Source organism: Bacillus sp. FJAT-42376 (assembly GCF_003816055.1).
GTDB lineage: Bacteria > Bacillota > Bacilli > Bacillales > Bacillaceae > Metabacillus_B.
In genome coordinates this window covers 3,322,463-3,342,295 of record NZ_CP033906.1, presented here as the reverse complement: position 1 = coordinate 3,342,295, position 19,833 = coordinate 3,322,463, and the positions used below count along the sequence as shown (strand labels likewise).

The following is a 19,833-nucleotide window of genomic DNA, read 5'->3' as shown; positions in this document are numbered from 1 at the left end:
CCGAACGGAAGGGGCCTCTGCCATCTATGACATCCATATCCCTCTTTATCATGGCTTTTGCCGTTAGTCTGGACAGTTTTTCAGTTGGATTCAGCTACGGATTAAAGAAAATGAAAATTCCATTTAAGTCGCTGCTGATTATTGCTTTGTGCTCCGCCTTCAGTTTGCTGGCAGCCATGCTTACAGGGCATTTGCTGAGCTCATTTATTGATCCAGAATGGACGAAGAGAATGGGCGGACTCATTCTGATTGGAATCGGAGCCTGGGTGCTTTATCAATTTTTCAGGCCTTCCAAAGACCTTACAAAAGAAGAGCGGGAGAAAACACTTTTTAATCTGGAAATTAAATCATTGGGAATTGTCATCCATATACTTAAACGGCCATCCACAGCAGACTTGGACGGTTCGGGGCATATTACAGGAATTGAAGCTTTGCTGCTTGGAGCAGCTTTGTCCTTTGATGCTTTCGGAGCCGGCTTTGGGGCGGCACTCCTTGGTTTTTCTCCGTATGTAATGAGTGCGGCAGCTGCTTTGATGAGCTCTGGCTTTCTGCTTTGCGGCATTCATTCCGGACATCTTTTTTCACGGTGGTCCTGGATTGAAAAGTTTAACTGTCTGCCTGGTATTCTTTTGATTTTAATCGGAGTTTGGAAGCTGTAAGGGAGAAGATTTACGTGACACTCGTAATTGGTTTAACGGGAGGAATTGCAAGCGGTAAAAGTACGGTTTCCTCCATATTAAAGGAATATGGGTTCCCGATTATAGATGCGGATATCCTGGCGAAGGAAGCGGTAGATCCGGGAATGCCGGCATATACCCAGATTGTTGAAGCGTTTGGGGATTCCATCCTTCAAAATGATGGTTCGATTGACCGGGCGAAACTCGGCAGTCTGATTTTTGGAGACAGCGAGAAAAGGAAAGTGCTGAATGGGATTGTTCATCCGCAGGTCCGACAAGAAATGGTCCGACAAAGAGATGAATATATCCAACAAGGGAAAAAAGCGGTTATTCTTGATATCCCGCTTCTCTTTGAAAGCAAGCTCACCCATTTTGCGGATAAGATTCTTCTTGTTTATGTGACACCGGACGTTCAGGTAAATCGCCTGATGAAGAGAAACCAATACAATGAAAAAGAGGCACGGCAGCGGATCGATTCTCAAATGCCGCTTGAAGAAAAGAAACACCTGGCAGATGAGGTTCTTTATAACAATGGAACAGTCGAAGAAACGAAAAACCAGCTGTCGGCAATTATGGATAAATGGAAATTAAGCGATTGACCCTTTTCCGCACCCTTTGATTCTCTAAAGGGGCAAGTCGGAAAAATCCCTTCCAGAAGGATATAGTGGACTGGAAACCCCCCGGTATGCGTCAATTTGAAGCATACCGGGGGGTTTTTTTATTGGCTATGTAAAACAAGTTGTTGATTTTTAGCACCAGTTGATTGAAGTGGAAGGCGGGAGCGGGACAGGTGAGACCCCGCAGGCGCATAGCGGCGAAGAGGCTCACCGCCCGCCCCGCTGGCCGCTGAGCGCCTGTAACGGAAATCAACAGCCAAGTACAATAGAGCTTTTTTATTAAAACAACCGGCCTGTTAAGGGAAGACATCACGAAATGCAGCGGTTTCTTTTTTAGTATGGCATGAATCTGAAATATGTCTGTAAAAATTCCGAAAATCGCAAAAAAATAGGTGGTTTCCTTCTTTCCAAAACCTCCAAATGTGATATACTATTTATATGATAAACACTTCTAGTATAACACAAAGGCGGAAGGGGTCATTTATATGAACGTAAATGTAGCCATAAACGGGTTTGGGAGAATTGGAAGAATGGTATTTCGCAAAGCGATTATGGGGGAACATTTCCGTATTGCTGCAATCAATGCGAGCTACCCCGCAGAAACGCTTGCACACCTCATCAAATATGATACCAATCACGGGAAATTTGAAGGCGAAGTTATACCGGCTGGTGACCATTTAATTGTAAACGGTCACAAAATTCTGCTTTTAAACAATCGCGATCCTAAAATGCTTCCGTGGGGGGAGCTGAATATTGATATAGTCATTGAGGCAACAGGGAAGTTCAATTCAAAGGAAAAAGCAATGGACCATATTACAGCAGGAGCCAAAAAGGTCGTGCTGACCGCTCCTGGAAAAGACGAGGACATCACGATTGTCATGGGTGTAAATGAACATATGCTGAAGGATGAACATCAAATCATCTCGAATGCCTCCTGCACAACCAATTGCCTGGCTCCTGTCGTAAAAGTTCTTGATGAACAATTCGGAATCGAGAACGGTCTGATGACAACGGTTCATGCTTATACGAACGACCAGAATAATATTGATAATCCTCATAAAGATTTGCGCCGTGCCAGATCGTGTGCGCAATCAATTATTCCGACTACCACAGGAGCGGCAAAAGCCCTTTCGCTTGTTCTCCCTCACCTGAAAGGCAAGCTTCATGGTATGGCTATTCGCGTGCCAACCCCTAATGTGTCGCTGGTGGATCTTGTAGTCGATGTAAAACGGGAAGTAACGGCAAGTGAAATAAATGAAGCTTTTTCAACAGCCGCAGCAGGCTCCATGGAAGGAATTATCCGGTTCTCGGCGGAACCTTTAGTGTCTGTGGATTTTAATACCGATCCCCACTCTGCGATCATTGACGGGCTCTCCACAATCGTAATGGAAGGCAGAAAAGTAAAGGTTTTGGCCTGGTATGATAATGAATGGGGCTATTCCTGCAGGGTAGTGGATTTAGTTAAGCTTGCTGCAGTAAGTTTGAGAAAGCCTTTAATCGTCTGATTTGTAGTTGAATGGATGAAGAGCAGGGCACCGGAGGATTAAGTGAAAGGCGGGGGAGGCATTCTTGTAGGCTTTCCTCTGCTTTAATCCGGAAAGCCTTCTCAGAGGGTAACCTTAACTGAACGTATTGCTGAAACGTTTTGCGAATTCTTCGCGAAGCTTTTTTTTTGGTCCAATTTATGCGGATACCTGTTAACGAGCATCAGTGAAGGCGTTTTTTTACTTTCTGCAGGCTGGCTCCCTGCTGCAGCGAAATGCAAGACGTCAAGAATAAAAGGGGACATAGATGTTCTCAAAATCAGGAAAATATTTTTTGCGGAAGTGTGTTGCAAAAACGTTTCAAAGGAAGTATACTATTTTTCGTGAACTTCTTGAGAGCAAGGCAATGTGGCTACTTAAAGGGTTAGGACCTCTTAGGACTAACTTTCCCCCGTGGTAGTATGGCGTGCCAATGTGCGGAGAACTTCATTCAATGCCAAATACGAATAAGGGGGATCCATGACTATGGAAACAATGGGACGACACGTAATCTCAGAACTATGGGGCTGTGATTTCGATAAGTTGAACGACATGGATTATATTGAAAAAACGTTTGTTAATGCTGCTTTAAAGTCTGGTGCAGAAGTTAGAGAGGTAGCTTTTCATAAATTTGCTCCACAAGGTGTGAGCGGGGTTGTCATTATTTCTGAATCCCACCTAACCATTCACAGTTTTCCTGAACATGGATATGCGAGTATTGACGTGTATACATGCGGAGATTTAAATCCGAATATTGCTGCCGACTACATTGCTGAGGCACTTAGTGCACAAACACGCGAGAATATTGAAATTCCTCGCGGCATGGGACCTGTTCAAGTAAAACAGTCTCAGGCAAAAGCTCAGTAATTTAATTTCAAGATTGATAAAGTCATTGGTTTGAGAGGTGTGAAGATTCTTTCACACCTCTTTTGATTATCCGGAAAAAACAGTATGATAGAGATAAATACATACATAAGAGGAGAAGAAGATTTCCTATGAGTCTATTAAAAAGAGTACAAGCTTTCTTTTCAGCACATAGTGAGACGTCCGAAAATCATCAGAATCCTGATATGAGAAGCCGGTACTATAAAACGACTGCCAAAAAAGCAATCGAAGCTGTACAGGCAGCCGCATCCTCAAGAGGCGGGTGTCAGGTAACGTCGGTTTCCGAAGAACGCGGAGAAATTAGTGTGCAGGTTAAAAAACCAAAGTCTGCCCTCTTGGTTGCAACCGTCATTTCGGTAAGGCCTTTCGAAACGGCCATCGACTTTTCAGTTTCCTCGGACACAGCCCTTCCAACCGACTTTGGATACAGCAGAAAGGTCATAAGCGAATTTTATAATAAATTAGACAGTGAATTAAAATTTGTAGGGTCCGGATTGAATTCAGGCAAATAAAGAAACGCTAATTTAAAGGGCTATGCCCGGTTACCATGTAAGGATTGGAGCTGTTAAAAAGATGAAGTGTCCTACTTGTCATAATCAAGGTACCAGGGTGCTTGATTCCCGTCCAGTGGAGGAAGGCAAAGCCATCCGGAGGAGGCGAGAGTGTGAGGAATGCCAATATCGGTTTACTACTTTCGAAAAAGTGGAAGAGATTCCGCTCATTGTAGTGAAGAAGGAAGGAACGCGCGAAGAGTTCAGCAGAGAAAAGATGCTGCGGGGCTTGATTAAAGCATGCGAAAAAAGACCGGTTCCTCTGACTAAACTGGAGGAAATTGTTCAGGATATTGAAAAAGAACTTCGAAATAACGGAGTGTCTGAAGTGAAAAGCGGAAGTGTTGGAGAAATGGTCATGGACCGCCTTGCACAGGTGGATGAAGTCGCGTATGTCCGCTTTGCTTCCGTATACAGGCAGTTTAAGGATATTAATGTCTTTATAGATGAGTTAAAAGATTTGATTAAGAGGGAAAGCAATTAGGAGTTCGGAACACTGATTTTCCGGCTCCTTTTCCCCATCGTTATCCTATAAATGGGGAGGTAATCGGAGTGAAGGATTATCATTGGAAAGAATTGATACCCGGAGACCGTTACCGGGCACGAGGCAGCGGGATTTTGCATGAATACGACCGCAAGCTTGTCACGATGCTGTATCAGCCTCTGCTCGGAACAGCTGCTCTCGGATTGTATATGACTCTATGGGCAGAGCTTGAACAGGACCGGTTATGGGGAAAAGAACACACACACCACCGTCTTATGACCCTGACCCAAATGAATTTGAAAAGCTTTTATTCGGAGAGAATTAAGCTTGAGGGAATCGGGCTTCTCACGACTTTTGTTCAGGAAGCGGATGATGCACGGAGCTTTATTTATGAACTCCAAGCCCCGTTGAAGCCTCTTGAGTTTTTCAATGACGGGATGCTGAACATTTATTTATATAATCGGGTGGGGCATACCACGTATATGCAGCTGAAACGCTATTTCATAGACGAAGAACGGAAAACAGCAGAAAATGTGACGCGTTCCTTTGATGAAGTGTTTCAATCTCTTCAGCCAAGTGAGATGAGTATACAGAGTGAAGAAGGACCAGGATTTGCGAATGAATACATCGGTGAAGCACCCGCTTCTGAACCGAAGCTGTCGGAGGCTGTATTTGACTTTGAGCTGCTATTTGAAGGACTCTCCGAATCCGTTGTTTCGAAAAAATCCATTACAGAGCCGGTTAAGGAAACCATTGTAAAGCTTTCATACGTTTACGGAATTGATCCGTTAAATATGCAAAACCTCCTTATGGACTCGCTCCTGCCGAATGAAACGATTGACACGGAGCTTTTGCGCAAATGTGCAAGAGACTGGTATGATTTCCAATACGGGAAAAAGACTCCGAAGCTTATTGAAATGAACAAAATTCAGCCGGTCATGAAGAGAACGGTGCCTGAGGATAGCGAGCTGACGAAGGAGCAAATGATCATCCGCCAGCTGGAAACGATTTCCCCATACCAGTTCATGAAGGATTTGTATGAAGGGGTCGAGCCTACACTTGCTGATATGCAAATCATTGAAGAGGTCATGATTCAGCAGAAACTGCTTCCCGGCGTCGCGAATGTCCTTATTTATTATGTTATGCTCAAATCAGACATGAAACTGTCAAAAGGATACGTTCAGCGAATAGCCGGTCACTGGGCCAGAAAAAAAATAACAACCGTTGAAGAAGCGATGGAGCTCGCTAAAACTGAAAATAAAAAGTATCTCGAATGGGCGGAAGCCAAGAGTAAACCGGCCTCGAACCGGAGAAAACCAATCAGGAGCGAAATTGTGCCTGATTGGCTGAAAGAACAGGAAAAGGGTCAGAATGCTGCGGGTGAACAGCCTGAAGCCAAATCGGATGCAGACCTTGAAGCCGAAAAAGAAAAAATTGCCGAATGGATTAAAAATTTTAAAAACCCGAGTACTTAAAGAATTCTGAATCCGGATAAGAGGTGAAGCAAATGGAGCCCATAGGAAAATCAATGAAAAATGTAACCAACCGGCCTGATTTTCAAAAAAGGCTGAGTTCGATAAAGGAACAAGTAATGGAAAATCCTGATATTCAGGCCTTCCTTTCTGCAAACAGCAGCCGAATCGATGATGAAGTGATTGAGAGAAGTCTTATTAAACTTTATGAATATACACAGCAGAGCAAAGAGTGCAGGGATTGCCCGAGCCTTGCCCAATGCAAAAATATCATTGAAGGGTATCATCCTGAACTGGTGCTGCAGGGAAAAACAATTGATTTGCAATACGATCAGTGTCCTACTAAAATCATTTCTGATCAAAGGAAGAAGCATGAGTCATTGATTAAAAGTCTTTATATTCCAAAGGATGTCCTTCAAGCCCAATTTCAGGATATTGAATTTGATGACCGCAGCCGGATTAATGTATTTGGATTAATTCAGGAGTTTGTAAATGCAGCCGATCAGAAAAAGAGACAAAAGGGCATTTATCTTCACGGCTCTTTTGGGGTAGGGAAAACCTATATTATGGGTGCTATTGCTAACGAACTGGCTCATAAAAATATTCCGTCCATGCTCGTGTATCTGCCGGAGTTTATGCGGGAACTGAAAAACTCCATTCAGGATTCCACTCTGGATGAAAAAATGGACGCAGTGAAAAAAGTAAAGGTGCTTATGCTGGATGATATAGGAGCTGAATCCATGTCCAGCTGGACGAGAGATGAAATACTCGGAGTGCTTCTTCAATATCGAATGACAGAGAACCTTCCAACGTTTTTTACTTCGAATTTTGATTTGAAAGAGCTTGAACATCATCTTTCTTATACGCAAAGAGGAGAAGAAGAAAAGGTGAAGGCTGCAAGAATCATCGAAAGAATTAAATATTTGGCTACTCCTTTCAAGCTCGAAGGATCAAACCGCCGCCAGTAAACTGTCCTGAAGGGGCAGTTTTTTTTCTTGCATGCGGAGGAGAAATAATTTTTGCAAATCAGAAAAAAATCTTCTAAACCCTCAGCTCCTTCCATATACATAAAGCAGATGTTCGCTATTGAGGGGGGACAAACTTTGCTCGAGATATTCTTTGAATCGGAAAAAGAAGCGCACTTATTCTATACTTGGCTGAACAGCATGAAAGAAAAAGCCGGAGTGCTCATCCGGCAGGGACAAACGATGTCCGTACAAATTGTTCTGCCGGCAGATGAGAAAGCGCTGGTGCGGTTCCTTGTTCCTGCTGTTGCTGACTATATTGCCGGAAACATGGAGGATGCCCTGATCGTCTCCATTATGGGAACACAATTTTATTTTACAGACGAAGATGAACAGCAGCAGATCCTCAGCATTGCCCACTCGATTATGGAGGGGGAAAGAACGGAAATCCCGAACTTAAGGGGATTTTCGGATAAAAAGGCCTGTATTGAAGAAGCGCTGCTCGACTTTATAAAACCGGACCTGAAGTTTTCGTTTAAATCGTTTATCCTTTTCAGACTCCAAAACTATTTGCAGCGGTTAAAAAATTATGTAGAAGCTGCAATCGAGGAATATAAACTTGAGCAGGAGTATCAAAGTTTCATTCAGCTTCTGAGAGACTACTTGCATCAGAAGCACGCTGTGATGCCGGAAATTCATGTATTTCACCGCAGGCATTTCCTTTTGTTTAATGAAGATTACAGCGAGCTGACTGATTCAGAGCTGCGCAGAATGACCGATAGAGAGCTGCTTTACCATCATCCCGTTTATATTGACACAGCCCTGCTTGCACCCCTTGTCAGCATCGCGCCGAAACGGATATGTGTCTATTCAGATGATCCGGACCACGGAATGATCCAGACCATTCAAAATGTATTTCAGGAAAGAGTCATTCTCCATCCAGAGGTGTCCTTTTATTTAAACTCAAAAAAAATCCCCTGAAGCTTCTTGATTTCCATACAGAAAAAGACTATAATCGAATCAAATTCAAACCTTGAACAGTTTTGACGAGGATATGAGGATGCATGAATGGTTCCCAGAGAAAAAAGGCACTGGCTGAAACCTTTTTAACCGGAAACGCACACCTTACCACCTCCGAACTTCAGTCGTGAACAGGTTTCCCCCCCACTAAGGACTGACGGGTTTTCCCGTTACAGATGATAGAGCCGAGTACAGGTTTTTTTAGCCTGGCCGGGAACTAGGGTGGAACCGCGATGAAGCTTTGTATAATTCCGTATACATAACTCGTCCCTTTTACAGGGACGGGTTTTTTATTTTCCCAAAAACAAGAGGAGTGATCAGGATGTCAGAAGCCATACACATTACATTTCCAGACGGAGCAGTGAAGGAGTTTGTGAAAGGAACCACAACAGAAGACATAGCGGCATCGATCAGCCCGGGTCTTAAAAAGAAGTCCTTAGCAGGAAAGCTTGACGGTAAACTTATTGATCTCCGCACACCGATTCAAGAAGATGGTGTGATTGAAATCGTTACTCAGGACTCTCCGGATGCACTTGAAATTCTTCGCCACAGCTCTGCCCACTTGCTGGCTCAAGCCATCAAGAGACTTTACGGAGATGTGAAGCTCGGTGTGGGACCGGTCATTGAAAACGGATTTTACTATGATATCGATATGGAAGAATCCATTTCATCGGAAGACCTGCCGAAAATCGAAAAAGAGATGCAAAAAATCATAAACGAAAATATTGAGATTGTCCGCAAAGAAGTATCAAGAAGTGAAGCACAGAAACGCTTTGAAGAAATCGGCGATGAGCTGAAGCTCGAACTTCTTGAAGCCATTCCTGCAGATGAAACGGTGACCATTTATGAACAGGGTGAGTTTTTTGACCTGTGCCGCGGTGTCCATGTGCCTTCCACAGGCAAGCTGAAGGAATTTAAGCTTTTGAGCGTAGCGGGAGCTTACTGGAGAGGCGACAGCAACAATAAAATGCTGCAGCGTATTTATGGAACAGCCTTCTTCAAGAAAGCAGACCTTGATGAACACATGAGAATTCTTGAAGAAGCAAAAGAGCGTGACCACCGTAAACTCGGCAAGGAATTAAGCTTGTTTACAAATTCCCAGAAAGTCGGCCAGGGTCTGCCGATGTGGCTTCCAAAAGGAGCTACAATCCGCCGCATTATTGAACGCTATATCGTCGATAAAGAAGTCCGCCTCGGATATGATCACGTGTACACACCTGTAATGGGAAGCGTGGATTTATACAAAACGTCCGGTCACTGGGATCACTATCAGGACGATATGTTCCCTGTGATGAGCATGGATAATGAGGACCTTGTCCTTCGTCCGATGAACTGCCCGCACCACATGATGATTTACAAGCATGATATTCACAGCTACCGTGAACTTCCGATCCGGATTGCGGAGCTTGGAACGATGCACCGCTACGAAATGTCTGGAGCTCTGTCAGGACTTCAGCGTGTAAGAGGAATGACACTGAACGATGCCCATATTTTCGTCCGCCCTGACCAAATCAAAGAAGAATTCATCCGCGTTGTAAGGCTTGTGGAGGAAGTCTATAAGGACTTCGGGCTTGAAAATTATTCTTTCCGTCTTTCTTACAGAGATCCTGAGGATAAAGAGAAGTACTTTGATGACGATGCAATGTGGGAAAAAGCGCAAAGCATGCTGAAAGAAGCGATGGACGATCTTGGGCATGATTACTTCGAGGCAGAGGGAGAAGCGGCATTCTATGGTCCGAAGCTTGACGTACAGGTACGAACAGCTCTTGGCAAGGATGAGACGCTCTCGACTGTCCAGCTTGACTTCCTTCTGCCGGAACGATTTGACCTGAACTATGTAGGGGAAGATGGCAAGCAGCACCGCCCGGTTGTCATCCACCGCGGAGTTGTCTCTACGATGGAACGCTTTGTTGCCTTCCTGATTGAAGAATACAAAGGTGCCTTCCCGACTTGGCTTGCCCCTGTCCAGGTGCAGATTCTCCCTGTATCACCGACCGTGCATTTGGATTATGCGAAAAAGGTACAGGAGCAGCTGCAGGCACTGGGTCTTCGCACAGAACTTGATACACGCGATGAAAAAATGGGCTATAAAATCCGTGAAGCACAAATTCAAAAGATTCCTTACATGCTTGTCCTTGGAGACAACGAAGCAGCGGAAGAGGCAGTCAATGTCCGTAAATACGGAGAGCAGAAATCTGAGACGATTCCTTACGCGCAGTTTGCTGAAATGATTTCAAAAGAAGTAAACAGGTAATTTCATGAAACAGGCGCTTCGGCAAAAGACGGCGGCAGCGTCTGTTCCTGAAAAATGAGGGCAGCCGGTAAAAGGAATGGCGGACGAATGATGCTGATTCTTAGCCAGCCTGTTTGAAAAACCCAGATGCAGAACGGTTTTATCTGCAGGGGCTGAAACAAAGCGAAAAATTCTATTGCAAATGCTGCATCTGTCTGTTAGAATCAAAAACAGTGATTCAGTACTGGTCCTTGACTTCCTGTCACTTAGGTGATATGATGTTTGAGGTTAATTGAATAGTTGTTTGATGAAAAAGCAGAAGCACCCGCTTCTCACCTGATTGACGCAATTTGCAGTTAGCAGGTATGACGAGATCAAAACATGGTTATTTGAATTCGTAGTGTGGGTGTATGATGCGCCCGCACTTTTTATATGCTTAAAAATCGCAAAGAAACGTTCAGGATGGATGACAGCTTGCTGTGCTGTCACCAAACACTATTCAGTAATAAACCATGGAGGTGGCTAACTATTAGCAAAGACATGTTGGTAAACGATGGCATTCGTGCTCGTGAAGTGCGTCTAATCGGACAAAATGGTGACCAGCTTGGAATTAAATCACGTCAGGAAGCATTGGAAATTGCTACCCGCGCGAACCTGGATCTAGTGATGGTTGCTGCAGGAGCTAAACCCCCTGTATGCCGCATCATGGACTATGGTAAATTCCGCTTCGAGCAGCAGAAGAAAGATAAAGAAGCACGCAAAAACCAAAAAATCATCAGTATTAAAGAAGTTCGCTTCAGTCCGACGATTGACGAGCATGATTTTAATACGAAACTAAGAAATGCACGCAAATTCCTTGAAAAAGGCGATAAAGTAAAAGCTTCTATCCGCTTTAAAGGCCGTGCTATTACCCACAAAGAAATCGGACAGCGCGTTCTGGATCGTTTCTCTGAAGCTTGTGCTGACGTGGCAACTATCGAGTCTTCGCCTAGGATGGATGGACGCAGCATGTTCTTGGTATTAGCACCGAAATTCGAAAAGTAATCACACGAGGAGGAAACCCCTATGCCTAAAATGAAAACTCATCGCGGCTCTGCTAAACGTTTCAAAAAGACTGGATCTGGTAAACTTAAACGTTCCCATGCTTACACAAGTCACTTGTTCGCTAACAAATCTACAAAAGCGAAACGTAAGCTTCGTAAAGGTTCATTGGTTAGCAAAGGCGATTTCAAACGTATTCGCCACATGCTTGATAACATTAAATAAGTTCAAAATAGATCGGAAACAAAACTAGGAGGTAAATGACATGCCAAGAGTAAAAGGCGGTACAGTAACACGCAAACGTCGTAAAAAGGTCATTAAATTAGCAAAAGGTTATTACGGTTCCAAACACACGCTTTACAAAGTAGCGAACCAGCAAGTAATGAAATCTTACAACTACGCTTTCCGCGATCGTCGCCAGAAAAAACGTGACTTCCGCAAACTATGGATTACTCGTATCAACGCAGCTGCGCGCATCAACGGTCTTTCTTACAGCCGTCTAATGCACGGATTGAAGCTTGCCGGCATCGAAGTAAACCGCAAAATGCTTGCTGATCTTGCTGTTGCAGATGCAAAAGCATTCGCTCAGCTTGCTGATGCTGCTAAAGCGAAACTAGACAAGTAAGCTGAATAGCAAGAGGCTGATTCTATGACAGAGTGACAGATTGCTTCATCTCCTATATCTTTAAAATAGGGGCATGCGGTGAAATCTCTCTGTCAGGAATCGGCCTCTTTTTGCATAACGGGAGGCTTGGGAATCATGATGAAAGCATTGCTGTTTTTTTATGCTGTACTTACCGCTGCAGGGTATATCCTGATGGCAGCGGATAAAAGAAAAGCCCAAAAAGGGCAGTGGAGAATCAGTGAACGCACCCTGTGGCTCGTATCTGCTGCGGGAGGCGCGTGGGGCTCCCTTATCGGCATGTACAGTGTCAGACATAAAACAAAACATGCCGCATTTAAATACGGCATGCCGCTGCTTGCCGCAGGCCATGCCGTTCTCGCTGTCTATCTGCTGGGCCTGATCGATTGACCGGATGGCTTTTCGCCGAGAAATTCATGAATCGGGCTTTTCCAGTCAATTTTTGCAAATGGATACCGGTCCTTTACTAAGCTCTCCAGATAGCGGAAATCTTCGATGCTGAGCCCCTGAAGCTTTGAAACCGTGCTGCTCCAGATGAAAATGGAGATGACTTCAAAGGAATTCTCGGTTGTGCCAAGATATTTTTCGCCTTCGAACAGAGCTCCTTTATAGGTGAGCAGAAAATTTTTCCTTACATTCTCCCGGTCATCAAGAAAAAAGAGTTCTTTTCTTTCCTGTGCGAGCTCAAGCTTTCGTTTTGGATTAAGGATAAATTTAACTCCGCGGTAAAGGAGAAAGAAGATCAAGGCAATAAGGGCGAGTCGAATGAGCAAGACAAACATGTTCAGGCCTCCAGCTGTTTTTTCTTACATACGTTTATGCATTTCATAAGGTTTCATATTAATGAAAAAATCTTTTCGAAAGGGGAATACCGAATGAACTTATCTGCCCTATTTTCCATGCAAAAGGAATTAGACGGGAAAATTGAACGCCAGCACCATTTGGAACGCGAAAATCTCGTTCAGAGAAAAACATTAGCCCTGCTTGTGGAACTTGGAGAACTTGCGAATGAAACAAGGTGCTTCAAATTCTGGAGTACGAAAAAGCCTTCTGAAAAACAAGTCATCCTTGAGGAATACGTGGACGGTATTCACTTTATTCTTTCACTCGGTCTGGAACATAACTTTTCGGAGCAGACAGTCATCGATGTAAAACAAGACAGCAGGGATGTTTCTCTGACTCATCAGTTTATGATGGTATATGAATCCATTTCAAGATTTGATAAAGACCAGAGTTTATCTGCCTATCTGACCGTTTTCGGGGAATACCTGTATCTTGGACAAATGCTTGGATTTTCAGCAGATGATATAGAGAAGGCCTATCTTTTAAAAAATGAAATCAACCATGAAAGACAGCATAAAGGCTATTAGGGATTTTTTGCTGTTTTGCCCAGTTATTGAGTATAATAAGGTGAACCATCAAAAAAGGGGGCAGTACAATGGCACAATTGGATGATGCATTGCAAATGCTAAAGGATTTAACCGACGCGAGAGGAATTCCCGGAAATGAACGTGAACCGCGGGAAGTCATGAAGAAATACATAGCTCCATATGCAACAGAAGTTACAACCGACGGACTCGGCAGTTTAATCGCGAAAAAGACCGGAGATGAAAATGGTCCGAAAATTATGCTTGCCGGACATCTGGATGAAGTAGGCTTTATGGTGACGAGCATTGATGATAAAGGATTCCTCCGTTTCCAGCCGGTAGGCGGATGGTGGGGACAGGTGATGCTTGCACAGCGTGTTACGATTGTAACGCGCAAAGGAGACGTAACGGGGATTATCGGTTCAAAGCCGCCTCACATTCTACCTCCTGAAGTGAGAAAAAAACCGGTCGACATTAAAGATATGTTCGTGGATATCGGTGCTTCAAGCAAGGAAGAAGCGATGGAATTCGGAATCCGTCCTGGAGACCAGATTGTTCCTTATTTCGAATTTACGGTGATGAAAAATGAAAAAATGCTTCTTGCCAAAGCATGGGACAACCGCATCGGCTGTGCCATTGCCATTGATGTCCTGAAAAAGCTGAAAGAAGAACAGCATCCAAACATCGTCTATGGAGTAGGAACCGTTCAGGAAGAAGTAGGACTGCGCGGTGCGAAAACATCCGCTCAGCTTATTCAGCCTGATATTGCATTTGCTCTTGATGTAGGAATCGCAGGAGATACTCCGGGCGTTACAGAAAAAGAAGCACTTGGCAAAATGGGAGACGGACCTCAAATCATTCTTTACGATGCTTCTATGGTTTCCCATAAAGGTCTTCGCGAACTCGTAACAGATACAGCTGATGAATGCGGAATTCCTTATCAGTATGACTCTCTTGCAGGCGGCGGAACAGATTCGGGAGCCATCCACGTAACGGCAAATGGCGTACCGGCTTTATCCATTACCATTGCAACCCGCTACATTCATTCCCATGCAGCGATGCTTCACCGCGATGATTATGAAAATACGGTTAAATTGCTTGTAGAAGTGATTAAACGTCTTGACCGGAGCACGGTTGATTCCATTACGTTTGACTGATTGAAAAGAGCGCCCGCCTATTAAAGGATGGGCGCTTTTCGTTTGCGGATTGAGTAAACAGGCAGAGGCAAAGAGGGAAAAGTCTATGAAGAGAAATGGATGACAGCAAAACAGAGGTATTCTAAAAAGTTGAAAAAAATGGACACCAAAACCCCCTGAGCGCTGTGAGCATCCAGGGGGATTTTTGAACAAATCTGGTACAGGCTGATTAGAACGGAAATCAGCCATAACAAGTCTAGTGGTCAACCTTACTTTTTCAATCCGCTTTCAAGGGTTTCAAGCATTTCCTGTTTTTCGGATTGGTCGGCGTGCTGCCAGATCACTTCAAAAAGGACTCCGAGTCCCGGGAGCATTTTTTCTTCGCCGCTTTGGATCGCATCGACAATCGTATGTTCTAGCTCATCCTGTGAATTGCCGGTTACATTGTGCAGTACGGCATTGCGCAAATTTAAATTCATCGAGATTTCCTCCTTGGATTATCAATCTGACCGTAGGTTTTGCTAAATTCAATTTTATTATGTACGGAAGAAAGGATATAATGTAGAAAGCATTAAAAAAGGAGTATGAACCATTGAAAAGAATTGAATCGGTCCAAAATACAAGAGTGAAGCAGTGGCGAAAATTACATACAAGAAAAGAGCGCGATAAAACCGGAACATTTCTTATTGAAGGGTTCCACCTCATTGAAGAAGCGCTTAAAAATAAACAGCAAATCCTTGAATTGATTGTGGGAGAAGAAACAAGCCTTCCGAACTATTGGAATCTCGATGAAGTGGATTTGTATTTCGTAACGGATGAAATCGTACATTCTCTGGCGGAAACAGAAACGACACAGGGAGTCTTCGCCGTATACCGACAGCACGACTCTGCAGATGAGTGGAAGCATTGGAAAAGAGTGCTTTTGCTTGATGCCGTTCAGGATCCGGGAAACCTTGGTACGATCATACGTACCGCCGATGCTGCAGGAATGGACGGCATCGTGCTTGGAGATGGCACCGTTGATGCTTTTAATGCAAAGACACTTCGTTCCAGTCAAGGTTCCATCTTTCACATTCCGGTACTGCGGGGGAAAATTGGAGAGTGGACAGATAAACTGAAAAGCATGGAGATTCCTGTATACGGAACGGCACTTGACGATTCCCTTGCTTTTAGGGAGGTTCAGCCGCAGCCTCATTTTGCCCTGCTTCTTGGAAATGAGGGGAATGGCGTTTCACCTGAACATCTTGCCAAGACGGATCAAAATCTGTATATTCCTATACACGGAAAAGCAGAATCTTTAAATGTCGCGATTGCAGCCGGTATTCTTCTGTACCATTTGCGCGGATAAGGTTGCGAAGCACGCTTGTTTTCAATATAATAAAGCTATTCAAGCTGTAAAATAAAAATATCAGAATCGGCGTTGACGGAGAACAGTAGTTTGCAGAAATCAGCCAAACAGGGAGAAAATGCCTTAGACTGGAAGCATTTTTTTGGACGGCGCAAATGAATTCACCTCCTTAGCCGGCACCGGGACCGCAGAAGTGCGTAAAGGTGCCCCGGTATAAAACCGTTATCCGTTCCAAAGCGACAGGCTTTTTTGCTGCAGAGCAAAAGTCTTGAACAAGGGTGGTACCGCGAATTCAAACCTCGCCCCTTTACCGGGGACGGGGTTTTTTTATTTTCCAAACAGCCGTATAAAAGGAGGATTTCCATGCAGGAGCAATTAAAAGAATTGCAGCAAGAAGCACTTCAAAAAATTGAAGAGGCAGATGGTTTAAAAAGCCTGAACGACATCCGTGTTGCCTATCTCGGGAAAAAAGGGCCGATTACGGAAGCATTAAGAGGGATGGGAAAGCTTTCTGCTGAAGAACGTCCAAAAATGGGCGCACTTGCGAACGAAGTCCGCGAAGCGATCGCAGCAAAAATCACTGAAAAGCAGGAAGGTCTGGAGAAAGCAGAGGTTGAGAAAAAACTTGCTGCCGAAACCATTGACGTGACGCTTCCAGGCCGTCCGGTCAAAACGGGGAACCGTCATCCAATTACAGCGGTTGTAGAAGAAATCGAAGACTTGTTCCTCGGCATGGGCTATTCCATTGAAGAAGGACCGGAAGTCGAAATTGATTACTACAATTTTGAAGCGCTGAATCTCCCGAAAGGGCATCCGGCACGCGATATGCAGGATTCATTCTACATTACAGACGAAATTCTTCTTCGCACCCACACTTCACCTGTTCAGGCAAGAACGATGAAAAAATACGCAGGAAAAGGTCCTGTAAAAATTATTTGCCCGGGTAAAGTATACCGCCGGGACGATGATGATGCGACGCACTCCCATCAGTTCACTCAAATTGAAGGTCTTGTCATTGACGAGAAAATCAGCATGAGCGATTTAAAAGGAACACTTGAAGTATTTGCGAAAAAAATGTTTGGTGATGAACGCGAAATCCGCCTGCGCCCAAGCTTTTTCCCGTTTACCGAGCCATCTGTAGAAGTAGATGTGTCCTGCTTTAACTGCGGCGGAAAAGGCTGCAGCGTCTGCAAAAAGACGGGCTGGATTGAAATCCTCGGCGCAGGAATGGTTCACCCGAACGTGCTCGAGATGGCAGGATTCGATTCAAAAAAATACCAGGGATTTGCTTTCGGTATGGGACCTGAGCGAATTGCTATGCTGAAGTACGGCATTGATGATATCCGTCACTTCTATACAAATGATCTTCGTTTTCTTAAACAATTCAAAAGAGCGTAACAGGAGGGAAAAACATGTTCGTTTCCTATAAATGGCTTAAGGACTATGTGGACTTAAGCGGAATCACTGCGGAGGAACTCGCAGAAAAAATTACCCGGAGCGGAATCGAGGTCGAAGGTGTTGACGTTCTGAATGACGGCATCAGCGGAGTTGTGATTGGTCATGTGCTTGAAAAAGAGCAGCATCCGGATGCAGATAAATTGAATAAATGCCTGGTTGATATCGGCAGGGAAGAACCGGTTCAAATTATTTGCGGAGCCCCTAACGTGGATAAAGGCCAGAAAGTAGCGGTGGCAACAGTTGGGGCGGTTCTGCCGGGTAATTTTAAAATTAAAAAAGCAAAGCTTCGCGGAGAAGAATCGAACGGCATGATCTGTTCTCTGCAGGAGCTTGGGGTAGAAGGAAAGCTTGTGCCAAAGGAATATGCAGAGGGAATTTTCGTATTCCCGGGCGATGTACAGCCCGGAGCGGATGCTCTCGAGCAGCTGAATCTTGATGATGAAGTATTGGAACTCGGTCTGACGCCGAACCGTTCAGATGCTCTAAGCATGCTTGGTGTAGCCTATGAAGTGGCAGCCATTTTAGACAGAGAAGTCATTCTGCCTGAAATTTCTTATGAAACGGAAAGCGGAAAAGCTTCTGACTATATTTCGGTGAACATTGAGGCGAAAGAGGCAAATCCTCATTATACAGCGGCAGTGATCCGAAATGTGACGATTGCTCCATCTCCGCTTTGGATGCAGACCCGATTGATGGCAGCCGGAATTCGGCCCCATAATAATGTCGTGGATATTACAAATTATGTGCTTCTTGAATACGGCCAGCCGCTCCATGCATTTGACTATGACCGCTTCGGTTCAAAAGAAGTAGTCATCCGCATGGCTCATAAGGGAGAAACCCTTCTAACGCTCGATGATAAAGAACGCGAGCTAAAAGAGGATCAGCTCGTTATTACAAACGGCAAGGTGCCGGTTGCTCTTGCTGGCGTCATGGGCGGTGCGGATTCTGAAGTGAAAGCTGACACTGTGAATGTTCTTCTTGAATCGGCTTATTTTGATGGCCAAACGGTTCGCAGAGCTTCAAAAGACCACGGACTTCGCAGCGAAGCAAGTTCCCGCTTTGAAAAAGGAGTAGCTCCTGAAAGAGTCGAGGATGCTGCAAGGCGAGCTGTCCAGCTGATGGTTCAATATGCAGGCGGGGAAGCAGCAGAGGGTTTTGCGGAAGAAAAGCATCATCAGCCTGAACCAAAGACCATCCTGATCTCAGAAGAAAAAGTCAATTCCGTACTCGGAATGGACATCACAAAGGCTGAAATAACGGATATCCTTGTCCGCCTCGGATTTACAGTGAAAGAGCAAAATGGCGAGCTCGCTGTTACGGTTCCAACACGCAGAGGGGACATTACGCTGCAGGAGGATATTGTGGAAGAAGTAGCGAGACTGTACGGATACGATAATATTCCGTCCACATTGCCCCTTTTCCGGTCGACTCCGGGAAAATTAACCGATTACCAGGCGAAGCGAAGAAAGGTACGCAAATTCCTTGAGGGAGCAGGCCTTCTTCAGGCGATCACATATTCTTTAACGAGCAGGGAAAAAGCGGTTCAATTTGCTCTGAAAGAAACGGAAATGACACGTTTATCCCTTCCGATGAGCGAGGAGCGCAGCGTACTGAGACAAAGTCTTCTTCCCCATTTGCTTGAAGTACTGAAGCATAACCTATCCCGGCAAATGGATCAGGCAGCTGTTTATGAAACAGGATCTGTTTTCCTGACAAGGGAGGCGGAAGAACAGCCGCTTGAAAAAGAGCATCTTGCAGGAGCGGTTACAGGTCCATGGGAGAATCATGCATGGCAGGGAGAAAAAAAACCGCTTGATTTCTTCGTTGTTAAAGGAATTCTCGACGGCTTATTTTTAGAGCTTGGCCTTGCTGAGAGAGTAGAGTACAAGCAAGCGAAAAAAGAAGGTCTTCATCCAGGACGCACAGCGGAAATCTATGCGGACGGCAAATTGGCAGGTATTGTCGGACAGCTGCATCCAACGGTTCAAAAAGAGATGGATTTAGCTGAAACGTATGTATTTGAATTAGAGCTTGAAGACTTATTGAAAGAAGAAACAGCGGAAATTCAATACAGCGTCATTCCAAGATTTCCTTCGATTACCCGTGATATTGCGCTAGTGGCAGACAAAGAAGTCCCAGCCGGTGAAATTCTGTCAGCCATTAAGCAGGCAGGCGGGAAACTTCTTAAAGAAGCGGCGATCTTTGACTTGTATGAAGGCGAACGCATGGAGGAAGGCAAAAAATCGGTTGCGTTTTCTATGATTTATCTCGATCCTGAACGGACACTGACAGATGAAGAGGTAACGAAAACACATGATAAAGTGCTCAAGGCCGTATCCGAACAATTTGGAGCGGTGCTGAGAGGATAATGAAACGGAAAGCTGATCTGAAAAGGTCAGCTTTTTTCTTTTAG

General features: G+C 44.6%; 21 protein-coding genes and 1 other annotated feature. Of the genes, 19 read left to right on the top strand and 2 right to left on the bottom strand.

Annotated elements, in window-relative coordinates; genetic code table 11:
- Window positions 1-26: 26 nt before the first annotated feature.
- The 14 genes from ytaF (at window position 27) to CEF21_RS16715 (ending at window position 12,501) form a co-directional block, all read left to right on the top strand.
- Window positions 27-659 (top strand): sporulation membrane protein YtaF, encoded by a 633-nt coding sequence (gene ytaF, locus CEF21_RS16780; RefSeq protein ID WP_123918344.1) that lies wholly within the window; start codon window positions 27-29, stop codon window positions 657-659.
- 14 nt (window positions 660-673) lie between these two features.
- On the top strand, window positions 674-1,276 hold the full coding sequence (coaE, locus tag CEF21_RS16775; RefSeq protein WP_123918342.1) for a dephospho-CoA kinase: 603 nt from the start codon (window positions 674-676) through the stop codon (window positions 1,274-1,276).
- A 503-nt stretch (window positions 1,277-1,779) separates the two neighbouring features.
- The gene (locus tag CEF21_RS16770; protein ID WP_123918340.1) at window positions 1,780-2,799 is read left to right on the top strand and encodes a glyceraldehyde-3-phosphate dehydrogenase; all 1,020 of its coding nucleotides are present in this window, start codon (window positions 1,780-1,782) and stop codon (window positions 2,797-2,799) included.
- Window positions 2,800-3,303: 504 nt separating this feature from the next.
- Window positions 3,304-3,684, top strand: coding sequence for an adenosylmethionine decarboxylase (gene speD, locus CEF21_RS16765; RefSeq protein ID WP_035410928.1), 381 nt, complete (start codon window positions 3,304-3,306; stop codon window positions 3,682-3,684).
- Window positions 3,685-3,812: 128 nt separating this feature from the next.
- The gene (locus CEF21_RS16760) at window positions 3,813-4,214 is read left to right on the top strand and encodes a cytosolic protein (RefSeq protein ID WP_123918338.1); all 402 of its coding nucleotides are present in this window, start codon (window positions 3,813-3,815) and stop codon (window positions 4,212-4,214) included.
- A 61-nt stretch (window positions 4,215-4,275) separates the two neighbouring features.
- Window positions 4,276-4,737: a transcriptional regulator NrdR gene (gene nrdR, locus CEF21_RS16755; protein ID WP_123918336.1), complete on the top strand. Its 462-nt coding sequence runs from the start codon at window positions 4,276-4,278 to the stop codon at window positions 4,735-4,737.
- A 68-nt stretch (window positions 4,738-4,805) separates the two neighbouring features.
- Window positions 4,806-6,212 carry a replication initiation and membrane attachment family protein gene (locus tag CEF21_RS16750; protein ID WP_123918334.1) on the top strand — a complete coding sequence of 469 codons (1,407 nt, stop codon included), beginning with the start codon at window positions 4,806-4,808 and terminating at the stop codon, window positions 6,210-6,212.
- A gap of 32 nt (window positions 6,213-6,244) precedes the next feature.
- Complete coding sequence (dnaI, locus tag CEF21_RS16745; RefSeq protein WP_123918332.1) at window positions 6,245-7,177, top strand: primosomal protein DnaI; 933 nt, start codon at window positions 6,245-6,247, stop codon at window positions 7,175-7,177.
- A 135-nt stretch (window positions 7,178-7,312) separates the two neighbouring features.
- Window positions 7,313-8,155, top strand: coding sequence for a putative sporulation protein YtxC (ytxC, locus tag CEF21_RS16740; RefSeq protein WP_164462228.1), 843 nt, complete (start codon window positions 7,313-7,315; stop codon window positions 8,153-8,155).
- Window positions 8,156-8,516: 361 nt separating this feature from the next.
- A complete protein-coding gene (thrS, locus tag CEF21_RS16735) occupies window positions 8,517-10,448 on the top strand; it encodes a threonine--tRNA ligase (RefSeq protein WP_123918328.1) in 1,932 nt (643 codons plus the stop codon).
- Between the two features lie 286 nt (window positions 10,449-10,734).
- Window positions 10,735-10,864: a sequence feature (ribosomal protein L20 leader region), on the top strand.
- Between the two features lie 103 nt (window positions 10,865-10,967).
- Complete coding sequence (infC, locus tag CEF21_RS16730; RefSeq protein WP_123920337.1) at window positions 10,968-11,471, top strand: translation initiation factor IF-3; 504 nt, start codon at window positions 10,968-10,970, stop codon at window positions 11,469-11,471.
- A 21-nt stretch (window positions 11,472-11,492) separates the two neighbouring features.
- On the top strand, window positions 11,493-11,693 hold the full coding sequence (rpmI, locus tag CEF21_RS16725) for a 50S ribosomal protein L35 (protein ID WP_035410913.1): 201 nt from the start codon (window positions 11,493-11,495) through the stop codon (window positions 11,691-11,693).
- 40 nt (window positions 11,694-11,733) lie between these two features.
- Window positions 11,734-12,093 (top strand): 50S ribosomal protein L20, encoded by a 360-nt coding sequence (rplT, locus tag CEF21_RS16720; protein WP_035410911.1) that lies wholly within the window; start codon window positions 11,734-11,736, stop codon window positions 12,091-12,093.
- Window positions 12,094-12,228: 135 nt separating this feature from the next.
- Window positions 12,229-12,501: a DUF1294 domain-containing protein gene (locus CEF21_RS16715; RefSeq protein ID WP_346773355.1), complete on the top strand. Its 273-nt coding sequence runs from the start codon at window positions 12,229-12,231 to the stop codon at window positions 12,499-12,501.
- Here CEF21_RS16715 and CEF21_RS16710 read toward each other — a convergent pair.
- Entirely contained in the window at window positions 12,477-12,893 is a 417-nt protein-coding gene (locus CEF21_RS16710) for a sigma-w pathway protein ysdB (RefSeq protein ID WP_123918326.1), read from the bottom strand. The genes CEF21_RS16715 and CEF21_RS16710 overlap by 25 nt on opposite strands.
- 93 nt (window positions 12,894-12,986) lie before the next feature.
- Here CEF21_RS16710 and CEF21_RS16705 point away from each other — a divergent pair, with 93 nt between their 5' ends.
- Together CEF21_RS16705 and CEF21_RS16700 are read left to right on the top strand one after the other, a co-directional pair.
- Window positions 12,987-13,481 carry a dUTP diphosphatase gene (locus tag CEF21_RS16705; protein WP_123918324.1) on the top strand — a complete coding sequence of 165 codons (495 nt, stop codon included), beginning with the start codon at window positions 12,987-12,989 and terminating at the stop codon, window positions 13,479-13,481.
- A 68-nt stretch (window positions 13,482-13,549) separates the two neighbouring features.
- The gene (locus CEF21_RS16700; RefSeq protein WP_123918322.1) at window positions 13,550-14,635 is read left to right on the top strand and encodes a M42 family metallopeptidase; all 1,086 of its coding nucleotides are present in this window, start codon (window positions 13,550-13,552) and stop codon (window positions 14,633-14,635) included.
- A 248-nt stretch (window positions 14,636-14,883) separates the two neighbouring features.
- Here the strand turns inward: CEF21_RS16700 and sspI are convergent, their stop codons facing one another.
- Window positions 14,884-15,093, bottom strand: coding sequence for a small acid-soluble spore protein SspI (gene sspI / locus CEF21_RS16695; RefSeq protein ID WP_123918320.1), 210 nt, complete (start codon window positions 15,091-15,093; stop codon window positions 14,884-14,886).
- A gap of 113 nt (window positions 15,094-15,206) precedes the next feature.
- Between sspI and CEF21_RS16690 the strand changes: the two genes are divergently transcribed.
- The 3 genes from CEF21_RS16690 (at window position 15,207) to pheT (ending at window position 19,789) form a co-directional block, all read left to right on the top strand.
- Window positions 15,207-15,962, top strand: a complete 756-nt coding sequence (locus CEF21_RS16690; protein WP_123918318.1) for a TrmH family RNA methyltransferase — start codon at window positions 15,207-15,209, stop codon at window positions 15,960-15,962.
- A gap of 363 nt (window positions 15,963-16,325) precedes the next feature.
- On the top strand, window positions 16,326-17,360 hold the full coding sequence (gene pheS / locus CEF21_RS16685) for a phenylalanine--tRNA ligase subunit alpha (protein WP_123918316.1): 1,035 nt from the start codon (window positions 16,326-16,328) through the stop codon (window positions 17,358-17,360).
- Between the two features lie 14 nt (window positions 17,361-17,374).
- Window positions 17,375-19,789: a phenylalanine--tRNA ligase subunit beta gene (gene pheT, locus CEF21_RS16680; protein ID WP_123918314.1), complete on the top strand. Its 2,415-nt coding sequence runs from the start codon at window positions 17,375-17,377 to the stop codon at window positions 19,787-19,789.
- Window positions 19,790-19,833: the final 44 nt, after the last annotated feature.